Below are 17,778 nucleotides of genomic sequence, written 5' to 3' on the forward strand. Positions count from 1 at the left end.
TTTCAGAAAATCAGTTTAAACGGAAGGTACGCCAGTTAGCCCGATGGTTTAATAAAAATTCGCCTGGCGTGTCTGCGCTAATGTACTACTTTCAGTAAAGTGACTTTTACAGGGAGGGTCAATGAAACCATTATCGCTTTTATTATTGTCGAGCCTGACTTTAGTGGGTTGCGGCGCGAACAACACCCCTTCAAATACGCCTGTTCCGGGTGTAAAAACCTCCGTCGGAACGAGCACGCTTGAAGCCGGTGCGCAGCTTATCCAGTCCCGTCCGCCCATTGATGCAATGAGTGCCTACCTGGACGGTTTCCATTTTTATAGCGGGGATAAAAATGGCCAGATGGAAGCCCATCATTATGTAACCGTCTTGAATGAAGACGTGATGCAGGCGGTGATCTACGACGGAAACACCAAAGATGCCCGTTTAATGGGCGTTGAGTACATCATTAGTGAGCGTTTGTTTAACACACTGCCGCCGGAAGAAAAAAAATTGTGGCACAGCCATCAATATGAAGTGAAATCCGGCAGTCTGATTGCTCCCGGTTTACCGGCAGTGGCTGACAAAGCATTGATGAGCAAAATTGTGAATACCTACGGGAAGACCTGGCATACCTGGCACACCGATCGCGATAAAAAGCTGCCGCTCGGCATTCCGGCACTAATGATGGGCTTTACCGGGGAAGGGCAATTAGACCCCAAACTCCTGGCGGACAGAGATCGACGCTTTGACGTAAGCACGCAAGCCATCAAACAAGAACGTAAGGATATTGTGGCGCACCCCGTTGCTAAGGGAGCTGATGCCTGGCAACGTGGTGAAGAGATCCAGCTTAAGCGGGTTGAAGGTTCAGGTGAGCATGGCCAGGGAGACACAAGCCATTTCTGATATCAAAAACCTTCAGAAATACCCCGGCAACGCCGGGGCTACGGTGAGTTAAATTACCAGCCCTGTTATTTTCTCGTCCTCAGACATCAGAAACGCCAGGTGGCTGAAAGATTACCTGCGATCGAGTCATAGCCAGAACGAAACATTTCGCTTTCAACCCCGATGCCCAATTCGACATCAGCGTTGATTTTATAGCTCATACCTGCCTTAACGCCCAGAGCGTCACGGCCAGTCACCTGATTCCTGGAACTAAACCCTGTGCTTCGATAGTTGGCGAAAGAGGCGTGTTGCACTACGTTGCCATCAAGCAGTTCATGATCCCAGGTAAGCTGCAACTCAGCTGCTATCGACGCCCCTGAAGCGAGGGGGACATTCCAGTTACTATTCACCCCGATACTTGATCTCAGAGAATCGAAGGTCTGCGAACCCAGCATCAGTCGGCTGCCGTCATTGCCGCTTTCCTTCACGCCGGGACGATGTAATGTGGTGTAATTCAATGAAGTTACCGGTCCGGCGTTCACATTATTATTTAGCGCCCATCGATAGCCCCCGCCGGCCGTAACAGAGCCTGACAATCCGGTCCAGGTGGCATGGTGGCTTGCTCCGTAAGCTTCTACATGAATGTTTCTGTCCAGCCAGCTGTCTTCAATACCCAATCGGCCAGTGCCGAATAAATACATTCCTTCGGACCTTTCAGCGCCGTAACGAGCATGAATACCCAGATCGAACGCAGTGGTTTTTCCGGTTGCGGTTTCTGGTGATTTCACCTTCACCGACTGGCCGCTGACCGCACCATGAAAGCCATAAATCCAGTTGTGATTCTGATCGTTTTGTTTTTCAGCACCGAATACAATGCCATAACTGCTGGCGTCATACCCTACACTGTCACCCTGACGCTGTTGCCAGAAGCCGCCGCCAAAGGGGATGGCAAAGCTGCGCCATTCGCCTTCCGCCAGTTGTTTCGGCATAGCCACAGGATTCGGCCCGCCAACGATCCGCGCTATCTGTTGTTCACGGTGAAGGGAACTTGCGAACATGGCGCTGTAGGCGCCCGCAGAAAGTTGCGGCAAGGCATTGCTGATACTCCTGCCATCAGTGGCGGAGAAATCCAGAGTACGGTACAGCGGTTGAATATCCGACTTAGCTTCTGCCACAATTTTATCCAGCGCTTGCCCTACCTGCCGCGCATTAGCGTCCTGCGCATACCGGCTGTATGCGTTTGAAGCGCGCAGCATTGAGAGCTGCCAGCCATTCTTTCCCTGAGGCGTGGTTTGCAGCGTTAGCGTGGGTGAGCGGAGCACGCTGTTCACGGCACTGAAATTGCCGCCGGAAGAGTCTGTTTTTAGCAAATCTTGCGTATTCAGACGCCAGTTTGTGGCGTACCAGTCCGGCTGCGGCGCAAACGTCAGTTGACCGTCAAATTGTGCGTGACCGTTCACACGCAGAGTATCATGCCTGCCGTGCCCGTCGACTTCCAACAACAACTGTCCGGTATCACCCTGTTGATAAGCACCGGATAGAGTGATTTGCCCAAGGGAATTACCCGGGGAAAGGATCCCGTTATTTACAAAGCGGCCTTCCTCATTAAGCGTGTAGCTGGCGTTGCCGGACAGGCTGGCACCTGGCGCGATAGTCATGCTGTAAATCTGAAAATCGCCATTAAGCGAGGTTTTCCCTCCGTGCGCGTCCAGTGCCAGATTATTGATACCTTCAATGTTTCCGCGGTAGGTAAAGCTGAAATCAGCATCAGCAGCTTCCGTCGCTTGGCCATACGCATTGGCCTTCCGACCGAAGGTAAGCTGCGTTAACCGCTGTTGGCCATCGTCATCCCGCTGGGCGTAGTCCGAATAAATATCACCTTCCAGCCGGGCACCCGTTAATATATTTATATTACCGACCAGCGCGTTCGGTGAAATATAAATCGCCGCGCCTTTACCGGCAACCCGTCCGCTGATGTCGGCATTATCTACCAGCGCTCCCTGCAACTCGGGTAATAACGCATCGTAATAGCCGTCCACGATATGAAGCCAGGATCCACGATAATCCACGTCGTTACCCAGGAGGTTATTGCCAAAATCAAAACTGATAGCGACGCCACGGGCTCCCAGTGCCTGGACGTCGCCACGTTGAATAAGGTTGTGCTGTTTACCGTAGGCAAACATTACCCCACGGCCATTTTCGCCATCGGCATATACCCGTACTCCGGGTTCAATGCTCAGGGTGTTATTTTGCCCATCTATACGGATGCCCGCGCCGCCACTCCCAGATGTCATCAGGTCCGCTTGTTGAAAGATATGGTTATTACTGCCATACACATGCAGGCCAACCCCCAGATTAGCGGTATTATATTGCCCCGCCAGATAGCCATCCGCCTGCTGATTACGCAGAAAATATCCATTGCGGTTAATGAGAGTTTGCCCGTTGCCATACAGCGAAAAACCGAAAAAGTTACGACGGTCAATCTGATATCCCATATCTTGCAGCAATGCCAGTTCCGCTTCCATAAACGTTGTGTAATTGCGGTAGTTCTGATGGCTCATCATGCTGTTTTTCAGCTCGATATGGCTCATGTAGTTATCATCGACGGAACCGTCGTCTGCTAACATTTTCACCGGTACGCCAGGCATGGCGCCTGCAAGTACTTCATCCACGTGCCTGCCGGTGAAATAGCCTTTATCGAGCCGTACATCAAAGCCTTGTGGATCCCAGGTGTTATTGCATCCATTACACAATATTACCTGCCCTGGTCGGGCAGGATTGCCACGGTCATCACGCAGATGGCTGGTCCAGGAGCCAAAAGGCACGGTATCAAAAGCGGGCGTGAATGTCCCACTGCCTTGCAGATCGGTAACCATATTGGATATTCCCAGACCATGGGCCAGCTCGTGAACAGCGACGCTGACCAGATCGGCCTTTCCAGTGCGCGGCAGCTGCGCAGGCACATAGGGAACGTTATCAAAATCCAGTTTGCCCATGATGAACTGGGCATGGGAGCCAAAGGTCAGCTCTCCGGTATCAATGCCGTTCAATGCTCCCTGCAACTGCGTCAGACTCATGATGCCGTCGGTAACTGAATCGCTGGAACCTGCGGCATTCTCATCGTTAAACGTCCCCACATTGATAATGGCGGGCAGTTGCCCTGGGCTGGGGCTAATAACCTCAGCCCAGTAACGCATGGCATCAAGTATTTTTTCTTTTTGCTGCTGGCCAAGATCCCAGGTTGACTCAGACGCATTCGGCCAGTCCGGCATAAAGGGGCCGTCGCCAACATTAAAGAAACGCACTTCAAATACCGCAATATTGTGTGGGTTATAGACCAGATAGCTTTCGCCTGCATACAGATTATTACTGACAAATAAACCCGTTAATGCAGCCGTCATAAAAACCCTTTTCATATTAATCATCCTTGTCTAAAAAAGTATTGCTTACGTTCCTCAATATAAATTCACACCTGAGCTCAATAAAGCATAAACGAATATAATAATTATCGATGTGGCTTGATAATTTGTAATAACGAGTGACCTCGCCCTGTGATAGCCTCGTTTTTCAGGATTTTATAAACGGTGAAGCGGGCGATCCCGGATCTCAATGAACAGGAATGTACCGACATATGCAGGGGAAATAACGGATAGGGTCTGGTGCCGTGGCATAATCGACATAAGCGTGAGGCTTTACGTTACTCCACGGCACCAAAAACGATCGGACGGCTTATCAATTAAAGCCAGCGAGAGCGTTTAAGTCGTAGCCACAGTAATACACAGGCGCCCAGCGTGACAGCGATCGTAGCCGGATAGCCATAGAGCGTCTTCAGTTCCGGCATATTGTCGAAGTTCATGCCATACATGCTGAAGACTACCGTCGGGATCACGAGTATGGCCCCCCAGCCGGCCAGTTTCTTCACAACTTCGTTTTGCTGCACTGAAACCAGTGCCAGGTTAACGTGCATCGCGCTGCTAAGCAGTTCACGCATGTCATTTACATCCGTGACTACATGGCTTGCGTGATCCTGAATATCTCTGAAATACGCCCTGAGGGGTTTTGGAATAAGTTCTTCATGAATGCGGATAAGCTCGGTACAGATTTCTTCTACTGGCTGAGCGGCGTTGCGAAGCCCGAGCAGATTACGGCGGAGGGAGTACACATCCTGAATAGCTTCACGGTCAAATTCACTGTGAAAAAGTGTCGCTTCTATATCACCAATTTTGGTGTTGAGGCGCGCAGTCAGCTCTGCATAACTGTCAACAATGAAATCCAGAATACAGTAAAGCGGATACGCCGGACCGTACGAAAGCATGTCCGGGGCTTCAGCAGCACGGGCGCGTATAGGCGCATAGCTCTCTGAAGCACCGTGGCGCACCGTAACAAGAAAGTTTCGCCCCACAAATAAATGCGTTTCGCCAAACTCAATGTTGTCACCCTGTCCACTGACGGTCTTCACAACGATAAATGCCGAGCTGCCATAACGCTCTATCTTAGGCCGCTGATGCGCGTTAAGCGCATCCTCAACGGCCAGATCGTGCAGACCGAACTCCTCCTGGACTTTATACATAAACGCCGGTTCAGGCTGCCAAAGCCCCAGCCAGATAAACGCATCGGTATCCTGGATGATTTCGCTGATATCCTCGATATCCACGGTTTCGGCGGGGCGGCCTGAACGGTAGACCATACAGTTAACAATCATTTTTTGGCTATCCCCTAAGCATGTTTCTAAGAAGCTTAACCCTTTGCGTTAAATTCCCAAATGGGGATGACTTCTAGTGTCCCCAAATCAGAGCCATGCCTTCGCTTTCAGGCCGTACGTTCTTAAAACCGAACTTTTCATATAGCGCGGGAACATCGGCTATCAGGGTAATATAGGCACCGGCGGGCACATGCTGTTCAAACCATAACATTAAATTTTGCATGATTTCTCGTCCCAAACCTTTTCCCTGATGCTCCGGGTCAACAGCAATATCAACGATCTCGAAGTTCAGGGCACCATCGCCAACAATACGCCCCATCCCTACAGCATTTCCGGCACACACAATGTGTACTCCATAACAGCTTGCAGGAAGCGCGCGTTTTGCCAATTCAAGTGGTCGGGGAGTCAATCCGGCGATGATGCGTAAACGGCAAAAATCTTCTGGAAGAGGTACTGTTTCAATTACTTCATAGTTTGATTGCATAATTTAACCTAAGCAGTAGCAGGGATAATTGAAATTAACACAAGTCATGCGTTAATAAAGTCTGCCAATCGGAATAATGACAACATATCGCGACTGATGCTCCGCTTCTCGCTCATAGCGGACCTTCAGCATGAGCCTGCCCACTTTGTGCCAGCCGCGGAAAACACCCTGCAAATAATCAGAAGGTCATATTGCCGCGTCGTTCAACCCGGGCACTGACTCTCCAGCCATTGACCGACGACGGGCCATAATTTCTCCGCACATCGCGTACGAAAAAATCCCATATGCCCAATGGACGAAAGGCCAAACTCTGCGTGCCGTATCTCGCAGCGTTCGATTTTTGCTTGCTGCACTGGCTCCATCAGCCGCGCAATAGCTTCACGGTTAGCCCAGGGGTCGTCATCAAATCCCATCACCAGCACGGGTAGCGTGATCTCACTTGCCCGTTGGCGTGCATTCCAGTCTGGATCATCGTAGAAATAACCTGGCATTGCGCTCCAGCGCCCCCATTGAAGCATGACTGGCGCCGGTAAATCTTCGCCCAATCCCAGGCGCCTGGCAGGCATGTAGCCGAAGATTCGGCACAGAACCGGAGCCAGAACACGCAATAAGCACCAGACACGCACCTTTTCTGTCGTTTGTTTTATGGAGCTCGTCACTCCGGCATGTGAAGCCACCATGACCGCAGCTTGCAGGGCGTGGGTGGCGGTTGAAAGCAGAACCGCATGCCCGCCTACACTGTGTCCTACCGCCAACAGGCTAAGCCCTGGAAAATGTGCTTTAGCCCAGGCGGTTATGCATCCGACGTCCTGGTCGATCCAGTCAGACATAGACACGCGGTAAGTCCGAACCCGCCCGGACTTAGAAAGGCCCGTGCCGCGATAATCGTAGGTAAGAACGTTGAATCCTCTGTTAAAAAGATACTCTGCGAATCCCTTATAAAACGCCTGCACAACCGCGGTTGCCGGATGAAGGAGAACCATCGCTTTGGCATCGCTTCTTTCCCATAGAGTGGCTGCCAGAAATCCGCCTTCTTTTACGGGTATTATGACTGAATGCATTCGTAGAGCCTTATTTGTGTGGTCATACCAGTTATGCCTGAATTAAATCTAGCCTTTACTATCCCATCTGGCGATTTTTTTGTTTTGCCCCCACCATCCGCCCCTCGCTCAAAGCAGACAATAAACCTCGCCCTTACGTTTTTCGCGAAACACGACGCTTTATGAACTCAGCGTGGGGCAGGGCACGCGTCGGATAAACGTCCCTTAAAAAAATCCTCTTCTATACTCAGTAACGTTTAGTGAAATATGCCGCCGTTCTTCATGCCGCGTTGTTTTAATAGCGATTGCACGCGCGAACAGCAGGGGCATATATCCACGAAAACGCCTTACGTTGGTCCATTTTGCATTTTTTAGAGGGGGATCCCTGGTATGTTGCATTCTCAATCTTCGCGCGTCGGCAGTATTTTGCTGCTGCTGGCCGCGATAATAGGCTTCGCGGTGGCGCTATACGCCTGGTGGACGCCGCTCACCGGCGTTACAGGCACCATTGGCGCACTGGGCGTGGCCATTGCCAGCGCGGTGCTGGCGATACTGACCTTTATGTTACGTGCGGCATCGGGGCGCGGGGCGCGTGTTTTCATGATGATTATCACCCTGGTCGTGTTAGTGGGTATTGGTTTTGCCGCCGCGCTGCTGCACCAGTACATCATAACGGCAGCCATGGTGGTCGGCCTGATCGGTCTGATTATGCTAAGCAGCAATTCCGCCCGTTACAAACATTCCGTCCGAACCTGAGGAGCCGCCCGTGCATAACGATAAGCATTATCCCTTCATAAAAGTCGGCATGACGGCGCTGGCGCTGCTGGTCGCTCCGTTCGCGCTTCAGGCGCAGGATAAAGCCGCTGAGGCCTCTCAGGGGACCCAGGACTCGCTTAACATTGATGCCGCCGATCAGCAGGCACCCGGGACCACAAAAACCACAGACGATGCCTCAACCGGCAACGGTGGCGGGCAAAAAGTCGCCTCGGCGAGCCAGCCAGCAACGCCGCTGGTGCCCGGCACCGCCACCTGGGACAGCTTCCATGGGCAGCTTAACGCGCAGAAATACAGCCCATTGACCCAGATCACGGCGGATAACGTCGGTAAATTAACGAAAGTGTGGGAGTTCCATACCGGCGACGTCTCGGATGGCAAAGGCGATACGCCTGCGACCGTATGGTCCGCAACGCCCATTTTCGCTAATGACACGCTCTATATCGGCACCCCTTTCGATCGCCTGATTGCGCTGGATCCGGGCACGGGTAAAGAGAAGTGGCACTATGACACCAAATCGTCGCGCAAGGCGCTGACCCAGCCGGTGCTCAAAAACCGCGGCGTTTCCTACTGGCAGGCAAAACAACCGGTGAACGGTCAGGCATGCCAGAAAATCGTCTATATGGGCACCGTTGACGGCAAGCTCTTTGCGCTGGACGCCGATTCAGGCAAACCGTGCAGCGGCTTTGCGGACAACGGCGTGCTGGATCTGAACCAGTGGAACACCGTTAACGCCAAGTATCCGCTCTCTGTCCTGCAACCGCCAACCGTCGTCGGCAACCATCTGCTGGTAGGCTGGGCCGGGAAAGACTGGGCCTATGCCGAAGCGCCTCCTGGCACCGTATTTTCATTCAACGCACAGACCGGCGAGCGTGAATGGACCTTTGACGCGATCCCGGAAGAGATCCGCAAGCGTACCGGTACCGCCAACGTCTGGACGCACATGTCTGCCGATGAGGCCAACGGCCTGGTCTATCTCCCGGTCTCGTCTCCGTCTCCCAACTACTGGGGCGGTAACCGCGTCGACGCTATTCCGCTTGGCACCTCCACCACTGCGCTGGACATCAACACCGGTAAAGTGGTCTGGTCTCGCCAGTGGGTACACCACGACGTCTGGGACTACGACATCAACTCCGCGCCAACGCTGATGGATATCACCGTAGACGGCAAACAGATCCCGGCGCTGGTTCAGGCCACCAAGCAGGGCTTCCTGTTTGTGGTTAACCGCCTGACGGGAGAGGACGTATGGCCTATCGAAGAACGTCCGGTTCCGCAGGGCGATGGTTCGGTGCAGGGCGAAGTGCTCTCGCCTACACAGCCGTTCCCGACCAAACCTGCGCCGCTGCTCGACCAGTCGAAAAAGCCGGAAATCTGGAAGCTGGCGGATATCGTCGGTGGCGGCCAGTGTTCCCGCCTGTGGGATAACCTGACCTATGAGGGAATGTACACCCCGCCGACCACCAAAGGCGAAGGCACGCTCACCTATCCCGATAGCGCCGGCGGCGTGCAGTGGGGCGGGGTGGCGTTCGATCCGCAAAAACAGATCGCCATCGTCAATACTTCGCATATCGTCCAGTACGTGAAGCTTTACAGCCGTGAAGATTACGATAACGCAGACAAAGACTCCGGCAACGAAAGCGGTTTTGCCCCACAGGAAGGCGCTCCGTACGGCATGCGTCTGCTGGTGGCGAGCAACTGGCTGGGCATGCCGTGCTGGAAGCCGCCGTTTGGCGAAATCGTGGCGCTGGATATGCACACGGGCGATGTGAAATGGCGTCGTCCGGTTGGCGCCTCCCAGCAGTATGGCTTCTTCATGCCGGAAAGCTGGGGTTCGCCTACCATTGGTGGCCCGGCCGTGACGGCGGGCGGCGTGATCTTCATCGGTGCCTCTATGGATGCCAAAGTGCGCGCCTACTCGGTGGAAACCGGTGAAGAGCTGTGGTCCGATCAGGCAGAAGCCCCGGCGGTAGCGAACCCGTCCGTCTATGAGTATAAAGGCCGCCAGTACGTGGCCTTCGTGGCGGGCGGAAACACGATCCTGAAGGACCAGGTAGGAGACCAGGTAGTGGTTTACGCGCTGCCTGAATAGTGTTGCCCGGGAAGGGGGAAATAAGCGTGGGGCCTGTGGGCCCCACTTTATTTTGCCTCTGCCGTTTTAACGGCGCGCTTATTTATCGGCTGATGCCCCGGCGCGCGTGGACATCTGCTCTGCGGACTTCAGGTGCTGCTCAACGACCGGAGTGTGCTCGTTGGCCAGGGCCTTCACATCCGGATCGCTGATTTTACTGGCGTCGCTCTGTAGCTTCGACAGCACGTTCTGGTGGTCTTTCACACCGGCGTATTCCATATACATCTTGTCAAAGGCGTCACCGCGCTGGTTTTCCAGCCTCGACGTCAGGGCCTTATGCGCGGCGTCGGGCTCGGTCGGCAGCTCTACGCCCTTTTTCTGGGCCACGGCCTGGACTTTGGTCAGGGCGGCGCCGTGATCGTCGACCATTTTCTGGGCGAATGTTTTCACGTCGCTGGTTTGAGCCTTGTCGAGGGCGAGCCTGGCGGCGGCAACTTCGTTGATATTTGCCTGCGCCATGTCCTTCAACGCATTTTCGTCGCCGGCGCTGAGTTTGGCGTCTGATTGAGCCTGGCCCGCAGCGCTAGTCTGCGCGGCGCCTGTCGTCTGAGCGTGTACGCCAACGGTGCTGAACATTGCTGCAACTGCTGATACGGCTAGCAGCCTTTTCAGGGTTTTACTCGTGTGCATATTGTTCTCCTGATGGTCATGGTACAGGTGAGTTTGAGTTGCTTTATGCGCAACCGGGCAGATAAGTGATAACTACCCCGGTCAGTATAGTAGATGAACCTGCTGCGCCCGCAGTTTACTCGTCAGCATGGCCGGTAATCATAATCAATGGCGCGCTTCTTATTGCTCAATCCATCTACAAAATTGATACGGATCATTTACATATTTGGTGCTAATGTTAAATATATAGATTCATCAACAGGAGGAATGATATGAAAAAAGCACTATTAGGGACTGTATTGGCTTTAACGGTAGCAAGCTTTGGCGCATCTGCGGCAGATATGATTTCCAAGGATGAAGCGCACCACTTCAAACTGGAATATCTGGGTAACGTATCTGTAGGGGCTTCAGGTGGACAAATTTCTTCACCTTCAGATCTTCATGAAAAACTCTCAAAACTGGCAGACGAGAAGGGCGGGAAATACTACGTCATCATTGCTGCTCGTGAGCATGGCCCGAACTTCCAGGCCGTAGCGGAAGTTTTCAAATAATCTTCACGATTAAAGAGAACCGGGCATGGCGCCCGGTTTTTTATGGATAATCTACGTCTTTATGAGCGAATAAATGCCAGAATATCGGCGTTTATGGTATCGGCATGCGTGGTATGCATCCCGTGCGGGAAGCCTGGATAAATTTTAAGTTCGCTGTTTGCGAGCAGCTTGTCCTGTAGAAGGGCGGCATTTTTATACGGTACGACCTGATCGTCATCGCCCTGCAACACAAGGACAGGAACCGTGATGGCTTTGAGATCGTCCGTCTGGTCGGTCTCTGAAAACGCCTTAATGCCTTCATAGTGGGCTTTGGCGCTACCGATCATACCCTGACGCCACCAGTTCTGGATCGTGCCCTGCGAAACGTCTGCTCCGTCCCGGTTAAATCCATAGAACGGACCGCTGGCGACGTCGAGGTAAAACTGGGCGCGGTTAGCTGCCAGCGCCTGGCGGAAGCCGTCGAACACCTCAATGGGCGTTCCGCCGGGGTTAGCGTCGGTTTTGACCATCAGCGGTGGAACGGCGCTAACCAGTACCGCTTTGGCCACTCGCCCCTGAGGCTGACCGTACTTCGCCACGTATCTGGCGACCTGGCCTCCGCCGGTGGAGTGGCCGACGTGCACGGCATTACGCAGATCGAGGCTTTCGACCACAGCCGATGCGTCGGAGGCATAATGATCCATATCGTGACCTTCACTCACCTGATCGGAACGACCATGACCGCGACGGTCGATGGCGATGACGCGGAAGCCTTCGGCAAGGAAAAAGAGCATCTGGTTATCCCAGTCATCGGCGCTCAGCGGCCAGCCGTGATGGAAAACAATAGGCTGCGCCTCTTTCGGACCCCAGTCTTTGTAATAAATACTGACACCATCTTTCGTTGTTACGAATGCCATATTTCAGACTCCTCTGCTAATGGCAAAAATGTGTGAAGGCTAAGTAAATAGCCCAGCATTTAAGAACGTAATAAAATTGACTTATATTAATCTTATTACCGATATATCCGCTTAAAGTGTAGAAGGGTTCCTGAAAACAGTTATAGGTTTATTTTATAGGGTCATTATAAATTTTAAACGAAATAGCCCCTATACACGCCGGGGCACTGTTATTTTTCCGATGGGCTTATTATTGGCCGGGCAGAGGCCACCGCCGCCCGGCCTGAAGGTCTTAAACGATCGCGTTAGGGCACGGTTCGCCCTTATCAAGCTGCTGTAAATTGCCCAGCGTGGTTTCCGAAATGCTGATCAGCGCTTCGGCGGTCAGAAACGCCTGGTGTCCGGTAAACAACACGTTGTGGCAGGCCGACAGGCGACGGAATACGTCGTCCTGGATCACGTCGTTAGATTTATCCTCAAAGAACAGATCGCGTTCGTTCTCATACACGTCCATACCCAACGCGCCGATTTTTTGCGTTTTCAACGCTTCGATAGCGGCCTGAGAGTCGATCAGCCCGCCGCGGCTGGTGTTAATGATCATCACGCCGTCTTTCATCTGGTCGAACGCCGACTGGTTAAGCAGGTGATAGTTTTCAGGCGTCAGCGGGCAGTGCAGGGAGATGACGTCCGACTGGGAGAAAAGCGTTTTCAGATCGACATACTCCACCCCCAACTCCAGCGCAGCGGCGCTTGGGTACGGATCGAACGCCAGCAAGCGCATGCCGAAACCTTTCAGGATGCGAAGGGCGGCTACGCCGATTTTGCCGGTACCGATCACGCCAGCGGTTTTACCGTACATGGTGAAGCCGGTCAGCCCTTCCAGAGAGAAGTTAGCATCACGGGTACGCTGATAGGCGCGGTGAATACGACGGTTGAGCGACATCATCATGCCAACGGCGTGCTCTGCCACCGCTTCCGGAGAATAGGCCGGGACGCGCACGACCTTCAGGCCCAGCTCTTTGGCGGCATCAAGATCGACGTTGTTAAAGCCCGCGCAGCGCAGGGCTATGTATTTCACGCCCTGTTTTTTCAACTCTTCCAGCACCGGTCGGCTACCATCATCGTTAACGAAGATACATACGCCTTCACAGCCGTGGGCGGTTTTAGCCGTCTTTTCAGTCAGCAGAAAGTCGAAAAATTCAAGATCGAAACCGTACGTCTCGTTAACATGTTGCAGATACTTTTTGTCGTACTGCTTTGTGCTATATACCGCGAGTTTCATAAGACTTTCTCCAGTGATTTTGGAACCACGTTAGCATGTTTAAAATTATCTTACAATTTTTCAAAATTCATTGAAATCAATAAGTTCTATGAATTATTGTAGAGCATCTACTCTTAAAAATGGCATAACCTTCAACTGACTGGCTAAACATGCGACAATGAGCGGCAAGAACGGCTTATTTATTTCGCAAAATCAGGATATTAACTGCCCATGAAGGGTAAATACAAAGCCGCAATCGCGCTATTACTGCTGCTGTTAATCGTGCCGCTGACGCTGCTGATGACGCTCGCCCAGTGGGTGCCCACGCTCGCCGGGATCTGGCTTCCCGTTGGAACGCGCATCGCATTTGAAAAAAGCCCGCGGCTAACGCGCCACGCCCTGATTATTCCCGATCTTCGCTATCTGGTAGAAGAGTGCGAAATTGCCCGCGTCGAAAACGTGACCCTGTCACACCCAAGCCGCTGGGATCTGGATATCGGCACGCTTGAACTCAACTCTGTCTGCCTGAGCAAATTACCGCAATCAGCGCCTTCGACGGTGGCGCCGAAAACGCTGGCACAGTGGCAGGCCATCCTGCCCAACACCTGGCTGACCATCCACCGCTTTACTCTTTCCCCCTGGCAGCAGTGGGAAGGTGAGCTGCATGCCTCCCTGACCCCAGCCCGCCAGGACATCACCTATAAGGGAGAGCAGGTGAGCATTAAGGGGCAGCTGCACGGCCAGACGCTTTCTGTAAGCCAGTTCGATGTACAGCTGCCGGACCAGCCTCAGCCCGTGAAGCTGGTGGGTGAATTTACCCTGCCGCTGGTGCCGGACGGCGTGCCGGTGAAGGGGCATACGGTCGCCACCTTTAACGTGCCACAGTTATCCTCGCTGGTCGATGCCGATCTGGACTGGGAAGGCAATCAGGGCCAGCTGGTGGTGATGGCGCGGGAGAACCCCGAGCCGCTGCTCGATTTACCGTGGCAGATCACCGCCCAGCAGCTAACGATCAGCGACGGACGCTGGAACTTGTCAGCCTCCGGTATGCCGATGAGCGGACGCGTCGGTCTGAAGGTGGATAACTGGCAGCAGGGGCTGGAGAAAGCTACCTTCACGGGGCGCCTCAACGTGGTGACCCAGGGGGATGCGGGTAAGGGCAACGCGGTGCTGAATATCGGTCCCGGCTCCCTCAGCATGGAAAACAGCGCGATGCCGCTGCACCTGAGCGGGGAAGCCAAGCAAAACGATCTGATCCTGTATGCCAGACTCCCGGCGAAACTGACCGGCAGCCTTTACGATCCGCAGCTTACGTTTGAGCCCGGCGCATTATTGCGCTCGCGCGGGCGCATCATCGACTCGCTGGATATCGATGAGATCCGCTGGCCGCTGGCGGGCGTGAAGCTGACCCAAAAGGGCGTGGATGGCCGCCTGCAAGCCATTCTGCGGGCGCATGAAAACGAAATGGGCGATTTTGAGCTGCATCTTGACGGCCAGGCTAACGACTTTTTACCCGATAACGGTCTGTGGCAGTGGCGCTACTGGGGGAAAGGGAACTTCACGCCGATGAACGCGCGCTGGGATGTCCGGGGAACCGGGGAGTGGCGCGACAACGTTATTGAGCTGACGGATCTTTCCACGGGTTTCGACAAATTACAGTACGGCACGATGCTGGTCAGCAAACCGCGCCTGGTGCTGGATCGCCCGGTGCGCTGGTCGCGCGACCCGGCTAACCCTGGCTTCAGCGGCGCGCTCGCGCTCAATGCCGGGCAAACGAGCTTCTCGGGCGGAAGCGTGCTGCCACCGTCCGTGTTGACCTTCAGCGTTGAGGGGACAGACCCGACGGTGTTCCAGTTTAAGGGAGACCTTCACGCTGACGACATCGGCCCGGTACGGGTAAATGGCCGCTGGGATGGCGAACGCCTTCGCGGTCAGGCCTGGTGGCCAAAACAGTCTCTTACGGTGTTCCAGCCGCTGATCCCGCCAGAGTGGAAAATGACCCTGCGCGGCGGCGAAATGTACGCTCAGGTGGCCTTCTCGGCGGCGCCCGATCAGGGCTTTGAGGCAGGTGGGCACGGGGTGCTGAAAGCGGGCAGCGCGTGGATGCCGGATAACGAGATTAACGGCGTTGACTTTGTCCTGCCGTTCCGCCTGAGCCAGGGCACCTGGTCGCTGGGCACGCGGGGGCCGGTAACGTTACGTATCAGCGAGGTGAAAAACCTGGTCACGGCCCGAAATATCACTGCGGATCTCCAGGGCGATTATCCGTGGACCGAAGCAAACCCGCTCCTGCTCACCAACGTGAAGGTCGAAGCGCTCGGCGGTAAAATCACCATGCAGCAGCTGAGAATGCCGCAGCACGATCCGGCTTTGCTGCGCGTGGATAATATTTCCTCCAGCGAACTGATAAGCGCGGTAAATCCGAAGCAGTTTGCCATGTCCGGCCCGGTGAGCGGCGCGCTGCCGTTCTGGCTGGACAATGAAAAATGGATCATTAAAGATGGCTGGCTGACCAACCCGGGGCCGATGACGCTGCGCATCGACCAGGACACGGCGGATGCCATTGTGAAAGACAACGTGGTTGCCGGGGCGGCGATCAACTGGCTCCGCTATATGGAAATTTCGCAGTCGTGGACGAAGCTCAATGTGGATAATCTGGGGGTGTTGACCATGCAGGCCGCCATCAAAGGCATCAGCCACGTCGAGGGCAAAAGCAGCTTCGTGAACCTGAATTACACCCATGAAGAGAATATTTTTACCCTCTGGCGCAGTCTGCGCTTTGGGGACAATTTGCAAACATGGTTTGAGCAACATGCGGCGATACCCCTTCTCCGCAGTGCGACAGGCAAGGAAAGTGAGGAACAACGATGAAAAAGAGGGCTGGTGTACTCACCGTGGCCGTCGTCGCGCTGCTGTCAGGCTGCACGCCGCGCATTGAAGTGGCGGCGCCCAAGGAGCCGATCACCATCAACATGAACGTGAAAATCGAGCATGAAATCCATATCAAAGTGGATAAAGACGTTGAAGCCCTGCTGAAGTCCCGCAGCGATCTGTTCTGAGGATGCCATGAAACGATTAGTTCTGATGTTACTGGCGCTGGGGATGAACGTTCACGCCGCCACGCTGACGCTCAACGATGCGCGCGCCCAGGGACGCGTAGGGGAAACCCTGAGCGGCTATCTGGCGCCCGTTCAGCACGACGCTGAAACGCTGGCGCTGGTGAACCGTATCAACGCCGCGCGTACGGAAAGCTATCAGCAGCTCGCTGACGATAATAATTTGCCCGTCGACGAGGTGGCGAAAATGGCGGGACAAAAGCTGGTGGCGCGCGCCCAGCCGGGCGAGTACGTGAAGGGGATTAACGGCAAGTGGCTGAAAAAATAGCTAGCGGTAACGCTTACGGTACTCGCCCGGCGAAACCCCGAAACGCTGCTTGAACGCGGTGGAAAAATGGCTATGGTCGGTGAAGCCCCAGCTGTAGCCAATTCCCGCCAGCTTTTCATCGTCGCTGATGCCACGTAGCGCCTGCGCGCACAAATCGAGGCGACGGTTCTTAATGTACTGCGCCACCACCAGCCCTTTCTCGGCAAACATGCGGTACAAGCTGCGCACGGACATGCCGCTCTCTGAGGCTATCCATTCCGGTCTTAACGCCTCCGACTGAATGTGGTCATCAATCAGGGAGAGCACGTGCCGGAACTGACGCTCCTTGCGCGGCAGCGCCTCGTCACGCTGCTGGAACGCCGGACGCAGCAGACACACCATTGCCTCCAGCGCCGCTTCACTTTCTCTGGCGCTCAGATCGGCATTCCCCATACTCTCCTGCAACAGACGGTAGCTCAGCTGCACCGTAGGCAGGCTGCGGGAGAGGGGGAGCGCACAGCGTACTTCCTGAAAACGTGCGTATTGCTCAATGATTTGTCGCGGTAGCAGCAGCGAAATCTGGCGGGAACGCTCCTGCCAGTAAATGGAGCACGGGCGGGAGGCGTCAATCAGCGTGATATCCCCGGCTTTCAGCACCGAGCGCCGGTCGTCCTGTTCGATCCCCGCGCTGCCTTCCAGCTGAAATACGGTGTAGAACCAGGCGTCATTGCCGCTTTTGATCTCATGACGGGTGCGAAACAGGTTAACGCCTGCGGTGGTCACCGTGCTCAACTTCAGACTTTGGGTGTAGCTGGTTTCCAGTTCGCCGAGAAACGCTCCCTCTAACGGACGCGCCGCAAAGCGCCCGCAAACCTGGTTAATTTGCGCCAGCCACTGCTGAAAATTGTCCTGTTCGCTTGCACATGCCATTGCTTTTCTCGCTGCACCGTCACCGTTTTCGCATTGTTGCATTTATGTTGCATTTTGTCTGGGCTACGAGGCTGACTATAGGAAAGAACGCTTACCGGTGACAGCGTTATAAGCGGGAATTATCACGATTTGCGGAGCCTGTCACAGCTGGCAAAGCGAATGTCACACAGACAAAAGCAGGAAGGCGAAACCCCTCTTA

General features: G+C 54.2%; 15 protein-coding genes. 7 read left to right on the forward strand and 8 right to left on the reverse strand.

The features are described 5' to 3' along the window. Window positions 1-121: 121 nt before the first annotated feature. Window positions 122-883, forward strand: coding sequence for an OBAP family protein (locus tag E0L16_RS17605; RefSeq protein WP_063866814.1), 762 nt, complete (start codon window positions 122-124; stop codon window positions 881-883). An 86-nt stretch (window positions 884-969) separates the two neighbouring features. Here the strand turns inward: E0L16_RS17605 and E0L16_RS17610 are convergent, their stop codons facing one another. The 4 genes from E0L16_RS17610 to E0L16_RS17625 form a co-directional block, all read right to left on the reverse strand. Beyond that, window positions 970-4,278: an autotransporter outer membrane beta-barrel domain-containing protein gene (locus E0L16_RS17610; RefSeq protein WP_165498420.1), complete on the reverse strand. Its 3,309-nt coding sequence runs from the start codon at window positions 4,276-4,278 to the stop codon at window positions 970-972. Window positions 4,279-4,598: 320 nt separating this feature from the next. After that, window positions 4,599-5,564 carry a magnesium and cobalt transport protein CorA gene (locus E0L16_RS17615; RefSeq protein WP_131637580.1) on the reverse strand — a complete coding sequence of 322 codons (966 nt, stop codon included), beginning with the start codon at window positions 5,562-5,564 and terminating at the stop codon, window positions 4,599-4,601. Window positions 5,565-5,637: 73 nt separating this feature from the next. Beyond that, window positions 5,638-6,048, reverse strand: a complete 411-nt coding sequence (locus E0L16_RS17620) for a GNAT family N-acetyltransferase (protein WP_107535278.1) — start codon at window positions 6,046-6,048, stop codon at window positions 5,638-5,640. Between the two features lie 203 nt (window positions 6,049-6,251). Next, a complete protein-coding gene (locus tag E0L16_RS17625) occupies window positions 6,252-7,109 on the reverse strand; it encodes an alpha/beta hydrolase family protein (RefSeq protein WP_131637582.1) in 858 nt (285 codons plus the stop codon). Window positions 7,110-7,478: 369 nt separating this feature from the next. Between E0L16_RS17625 and E0L16_RS17630 the strand changes: the two genes are divergently transcribed. Together E0L16_RS17630 and E0L16_RS17635 are read left to right on the forward strand one after the other, a co-directional pair. Beyond that, window positions 7,479-7,844 carry a hypothetical protein gene (locus tag E0L16_RS17630; protein WP_063866809.1) on the forward strand — a complete coding sequence of 122 codons (366 nt, stop codon included), beginning with the start codon at window positions 7,479-7,481 and terminating at the stop codon, window positions 7,842-7,844. Between the two features lie 10 nt (window positions 7,845-7,854). After that, on the forward strand, window positions 7,855-9,951 hold the full coding sequence (locus E0L16_RS17635) for a pyrroloquinoline quinone-dependent dehydrogenase (RefSeq protein WP_131637584.1): 2,097 nt from the start codon (window positions 7,855-7,857) through the stop codon (window positions 9,949-9,951). A 78-nt stretch (window positions 9,952-10,029) separates the two neighbouring features. On the opposite strand, the gene E0L16_RS17640 is transcribed toward E0L16_RS17635, so the two are convergent. Further along, window positions 10,030-10,620 carry a DUF4142 domain-containing protein gene (locus E0L16_RS17640; protein WP_102750664.1) on the reverse strand — a complete coding sequence of 197 codons (591 nt, stop codon included), beginning with the start codon at window positions 10,618-10,620 and terminating at the stop codon, window positions 10,030-10,032. A gap of 251 nt (window positions 10,621-10,871) precedes the next feature. Between E0L16_RS17640 and E0L16_RS17645 the strand changes: the two genes are divergently transcribed. After that, window positions 10,872-11,150, forward strand: a complete 279-nt coding sequence (locus E0L16_RS17645) for a YdgH/BhsA/McbA family protein (RefSeq protein WP_063451437.1) — start codon at window positions 10,872-10,874, stop codon at window positions 11,148-11,150. Window positions 11,151-11,209: 59 nt separating this feature from the next. Here the strand turns inward: E0L16_RS17645 and E0L16_RS17650 are convergent, their stop codons facing one another. Beyond that, on the reverse strand, window positions 11,210-12,046 hold the full coding sequence (locus tag E0L16_RS17650) for an alpha/beta fold hydrolase (RefSeq protein WP_047050820.1): 837 nt from the start codon (window positions 12,044-12,046) through the stop codon (window positions 11,210-11,212). A 271-nt stretch (window positions 12,047-12,317) separates the two neighbouring features. Next, entirely contained in the window at window positions 12,318-13,307 is a 990-nt protein-coding gene (locus E0L16_RS17655; protein WP_063866805.1) for a 2-hydroxyacid dehydrogenase, read from the reverse strand. Window positions 13,308-13,517: 210 nt separating this feature from the next. Between E0L16_RS17655 and E0L16_RS17660 the strand changes: the two genes are divergently transcribed. From E0L16_RS17660 to E0L16_RS17670, 3 genes are read left to right on the forward strand one after another with little or no spacing between them, the layout of a single operon-like run. After that, complete coding sequence (locus E0L16_RS17660) at window positions 13,518-16,157, forward strand: YdbH family protein (protein ID WP_131637585.1); 2,640 nt, start codon at window positions 13,518-13,520, stop codon at window positions 16,155-16,157. Continuing rightward, window positions 16,154-16,345: a YnbE family lipoprotein gene (locus E0L16_RS17665; protein WP_003857369.1), complete on the forward strand. Its 192-nt coding sequence runs from the start codon at window positions 16,154-16,156 to the stop codon at window positions 16,343-16,345. The genes E0L16_RS17660 and E0L16_RS17665 overlap by 4 nt, the downstream gene beginning before the upstream one ends. A 7-nt stretch (window positions 16,346-16,352) precedes the next feature. Beyond that, window positions 16,353-16,670 carry a YdbL family probable chaperone protein gene (locus E0L16_RS17670; protein WP_063451434.1) on the forward strand — a complete coding sequence of 106 codons (318 nt, stop codon included), beginning with the start codon at window positions 16,353-16,355 and terminating at the stop codon, window positions 16,668-16,670. Here E0L16_RS17670 and feaR read toward each other — a convergent pair whose 3' ends face one another. After that, complete coding sequence (gene feaR / locus E0L16_RS17675) at window positions 16,671-17,579, reverse strand: transcriptional regulator FeaR (RefSeq protein ID WP_131637587.1); 909 nt, start codon at window positions 17,577-17,579, stop codon at window positions 16,671-16,673. Between the last annotated feature and the right edge of the window lie 199 nt (window positions 17,580-17,778).

This window comes from Enterobacter quasihormaechei (assembly GCF_004331385.1).
Lineage (GTDB): Bacteria > Pseudomonadota > Gammaproteobacteria > Enterobacterales > Enterobacteriaceae > Enterobacter > Enterobacter quasihormaechei.

Coding starts and splice junctions, on each gene's coding strand:
- E0L16_RS17630 (WP_063866809.1), top strand. CDS start 7,479: ATGTTGCATTCTCAATCTTCGCGCGTCGGCAGTATTTTGCTGCTGCTG.
- E0L16_RS17665 (WP_003857369.1), top strand. CDS start 16,154: ATGAAAAAGAGGGCTGGTGTACTCACCGTGGCCGTCGTCGCGCTGCTG.
- E0L16_RS17655 (WP_063866805.1), bottom strand. CDS start 13,307: ATGAAACTCGCGGTATATAGCACAAAGCAGTACGACAAAAAGTATCTG.
- E0L16_RS17650 (WP_047050820.1), bottom strand. CDS start 12,046: ATGGCATTCGTAACAACGAAAGATGGTGTCAGTATTTATTACAAAGAC.
- E0L16_RS17620 (WP_107535278.1), bottom strand. CDS start 6,048: ATGCAATCAAACTATGAAGTAATTGAAACAGTACCTCTTCCAGAAGAT.
- E0L16_RS17645 (WP_063451437.1), top strand. CDS start 10,872: ATGAAAAAAGCACTATTAGGGACTGTATTGGCTTTAACGGTAGCAAGC.
- feaR (WP_131637587.1), bottom strand. CDS start 17,579: ATGGCATGTGCAAGCGAACAGGACAATTTTCAGCAGTGGCTGGCGCAA.
- E0L16_RS17640 (WP_102750664.1), bottom strand. CDS start 10,620: ATGCACACGAGTAAAACCCTGAAAAGGCTGCTAGCCGTATCAGCAGTT.
- E0L16_RS17605 (WP_063866814.1), top strand. CDS start 122: ATGAAACCATTATCGCTTTTATTATTGTCGAGCCTGACTTTAGTGGGT.
- E0L16_RS17625 (WP_131637582.1), bottom strand. CDS start 7,109: ATGCATTCAGTCATAATACCCGTAAAAGAAGGCGGATTTCTGGCAGCC.
- E0L16_RS17660 (WP_131637585.1), top strand. CDS start 13,518: ATGAAGGGTAAATACAAAGCCGCAATCGCGCTATTACTGCTGCTGTTA.
- E0L16_RS17670 (WP_063451434.1), top strand. CDS start 16,353: ATGAAACGATTAGTTCTGATGTTACTGGCGCTGGGGATGAACGTTCAC.
- E0L16_RS17615 (WP_131637580.1), bottom strand. CDS start 5,564: ATGATTGTTAACTGTATGGTCTACCGTTCAGGCCGCCCCGCCGAAACC.
- E0L16_RS17610 (WP_165498420.1), bottom strand. CDS start 4,278: ATGAAAAGGGTTTTTATGACGGCTGCATTAACGGGTTTATTTGTCAGT.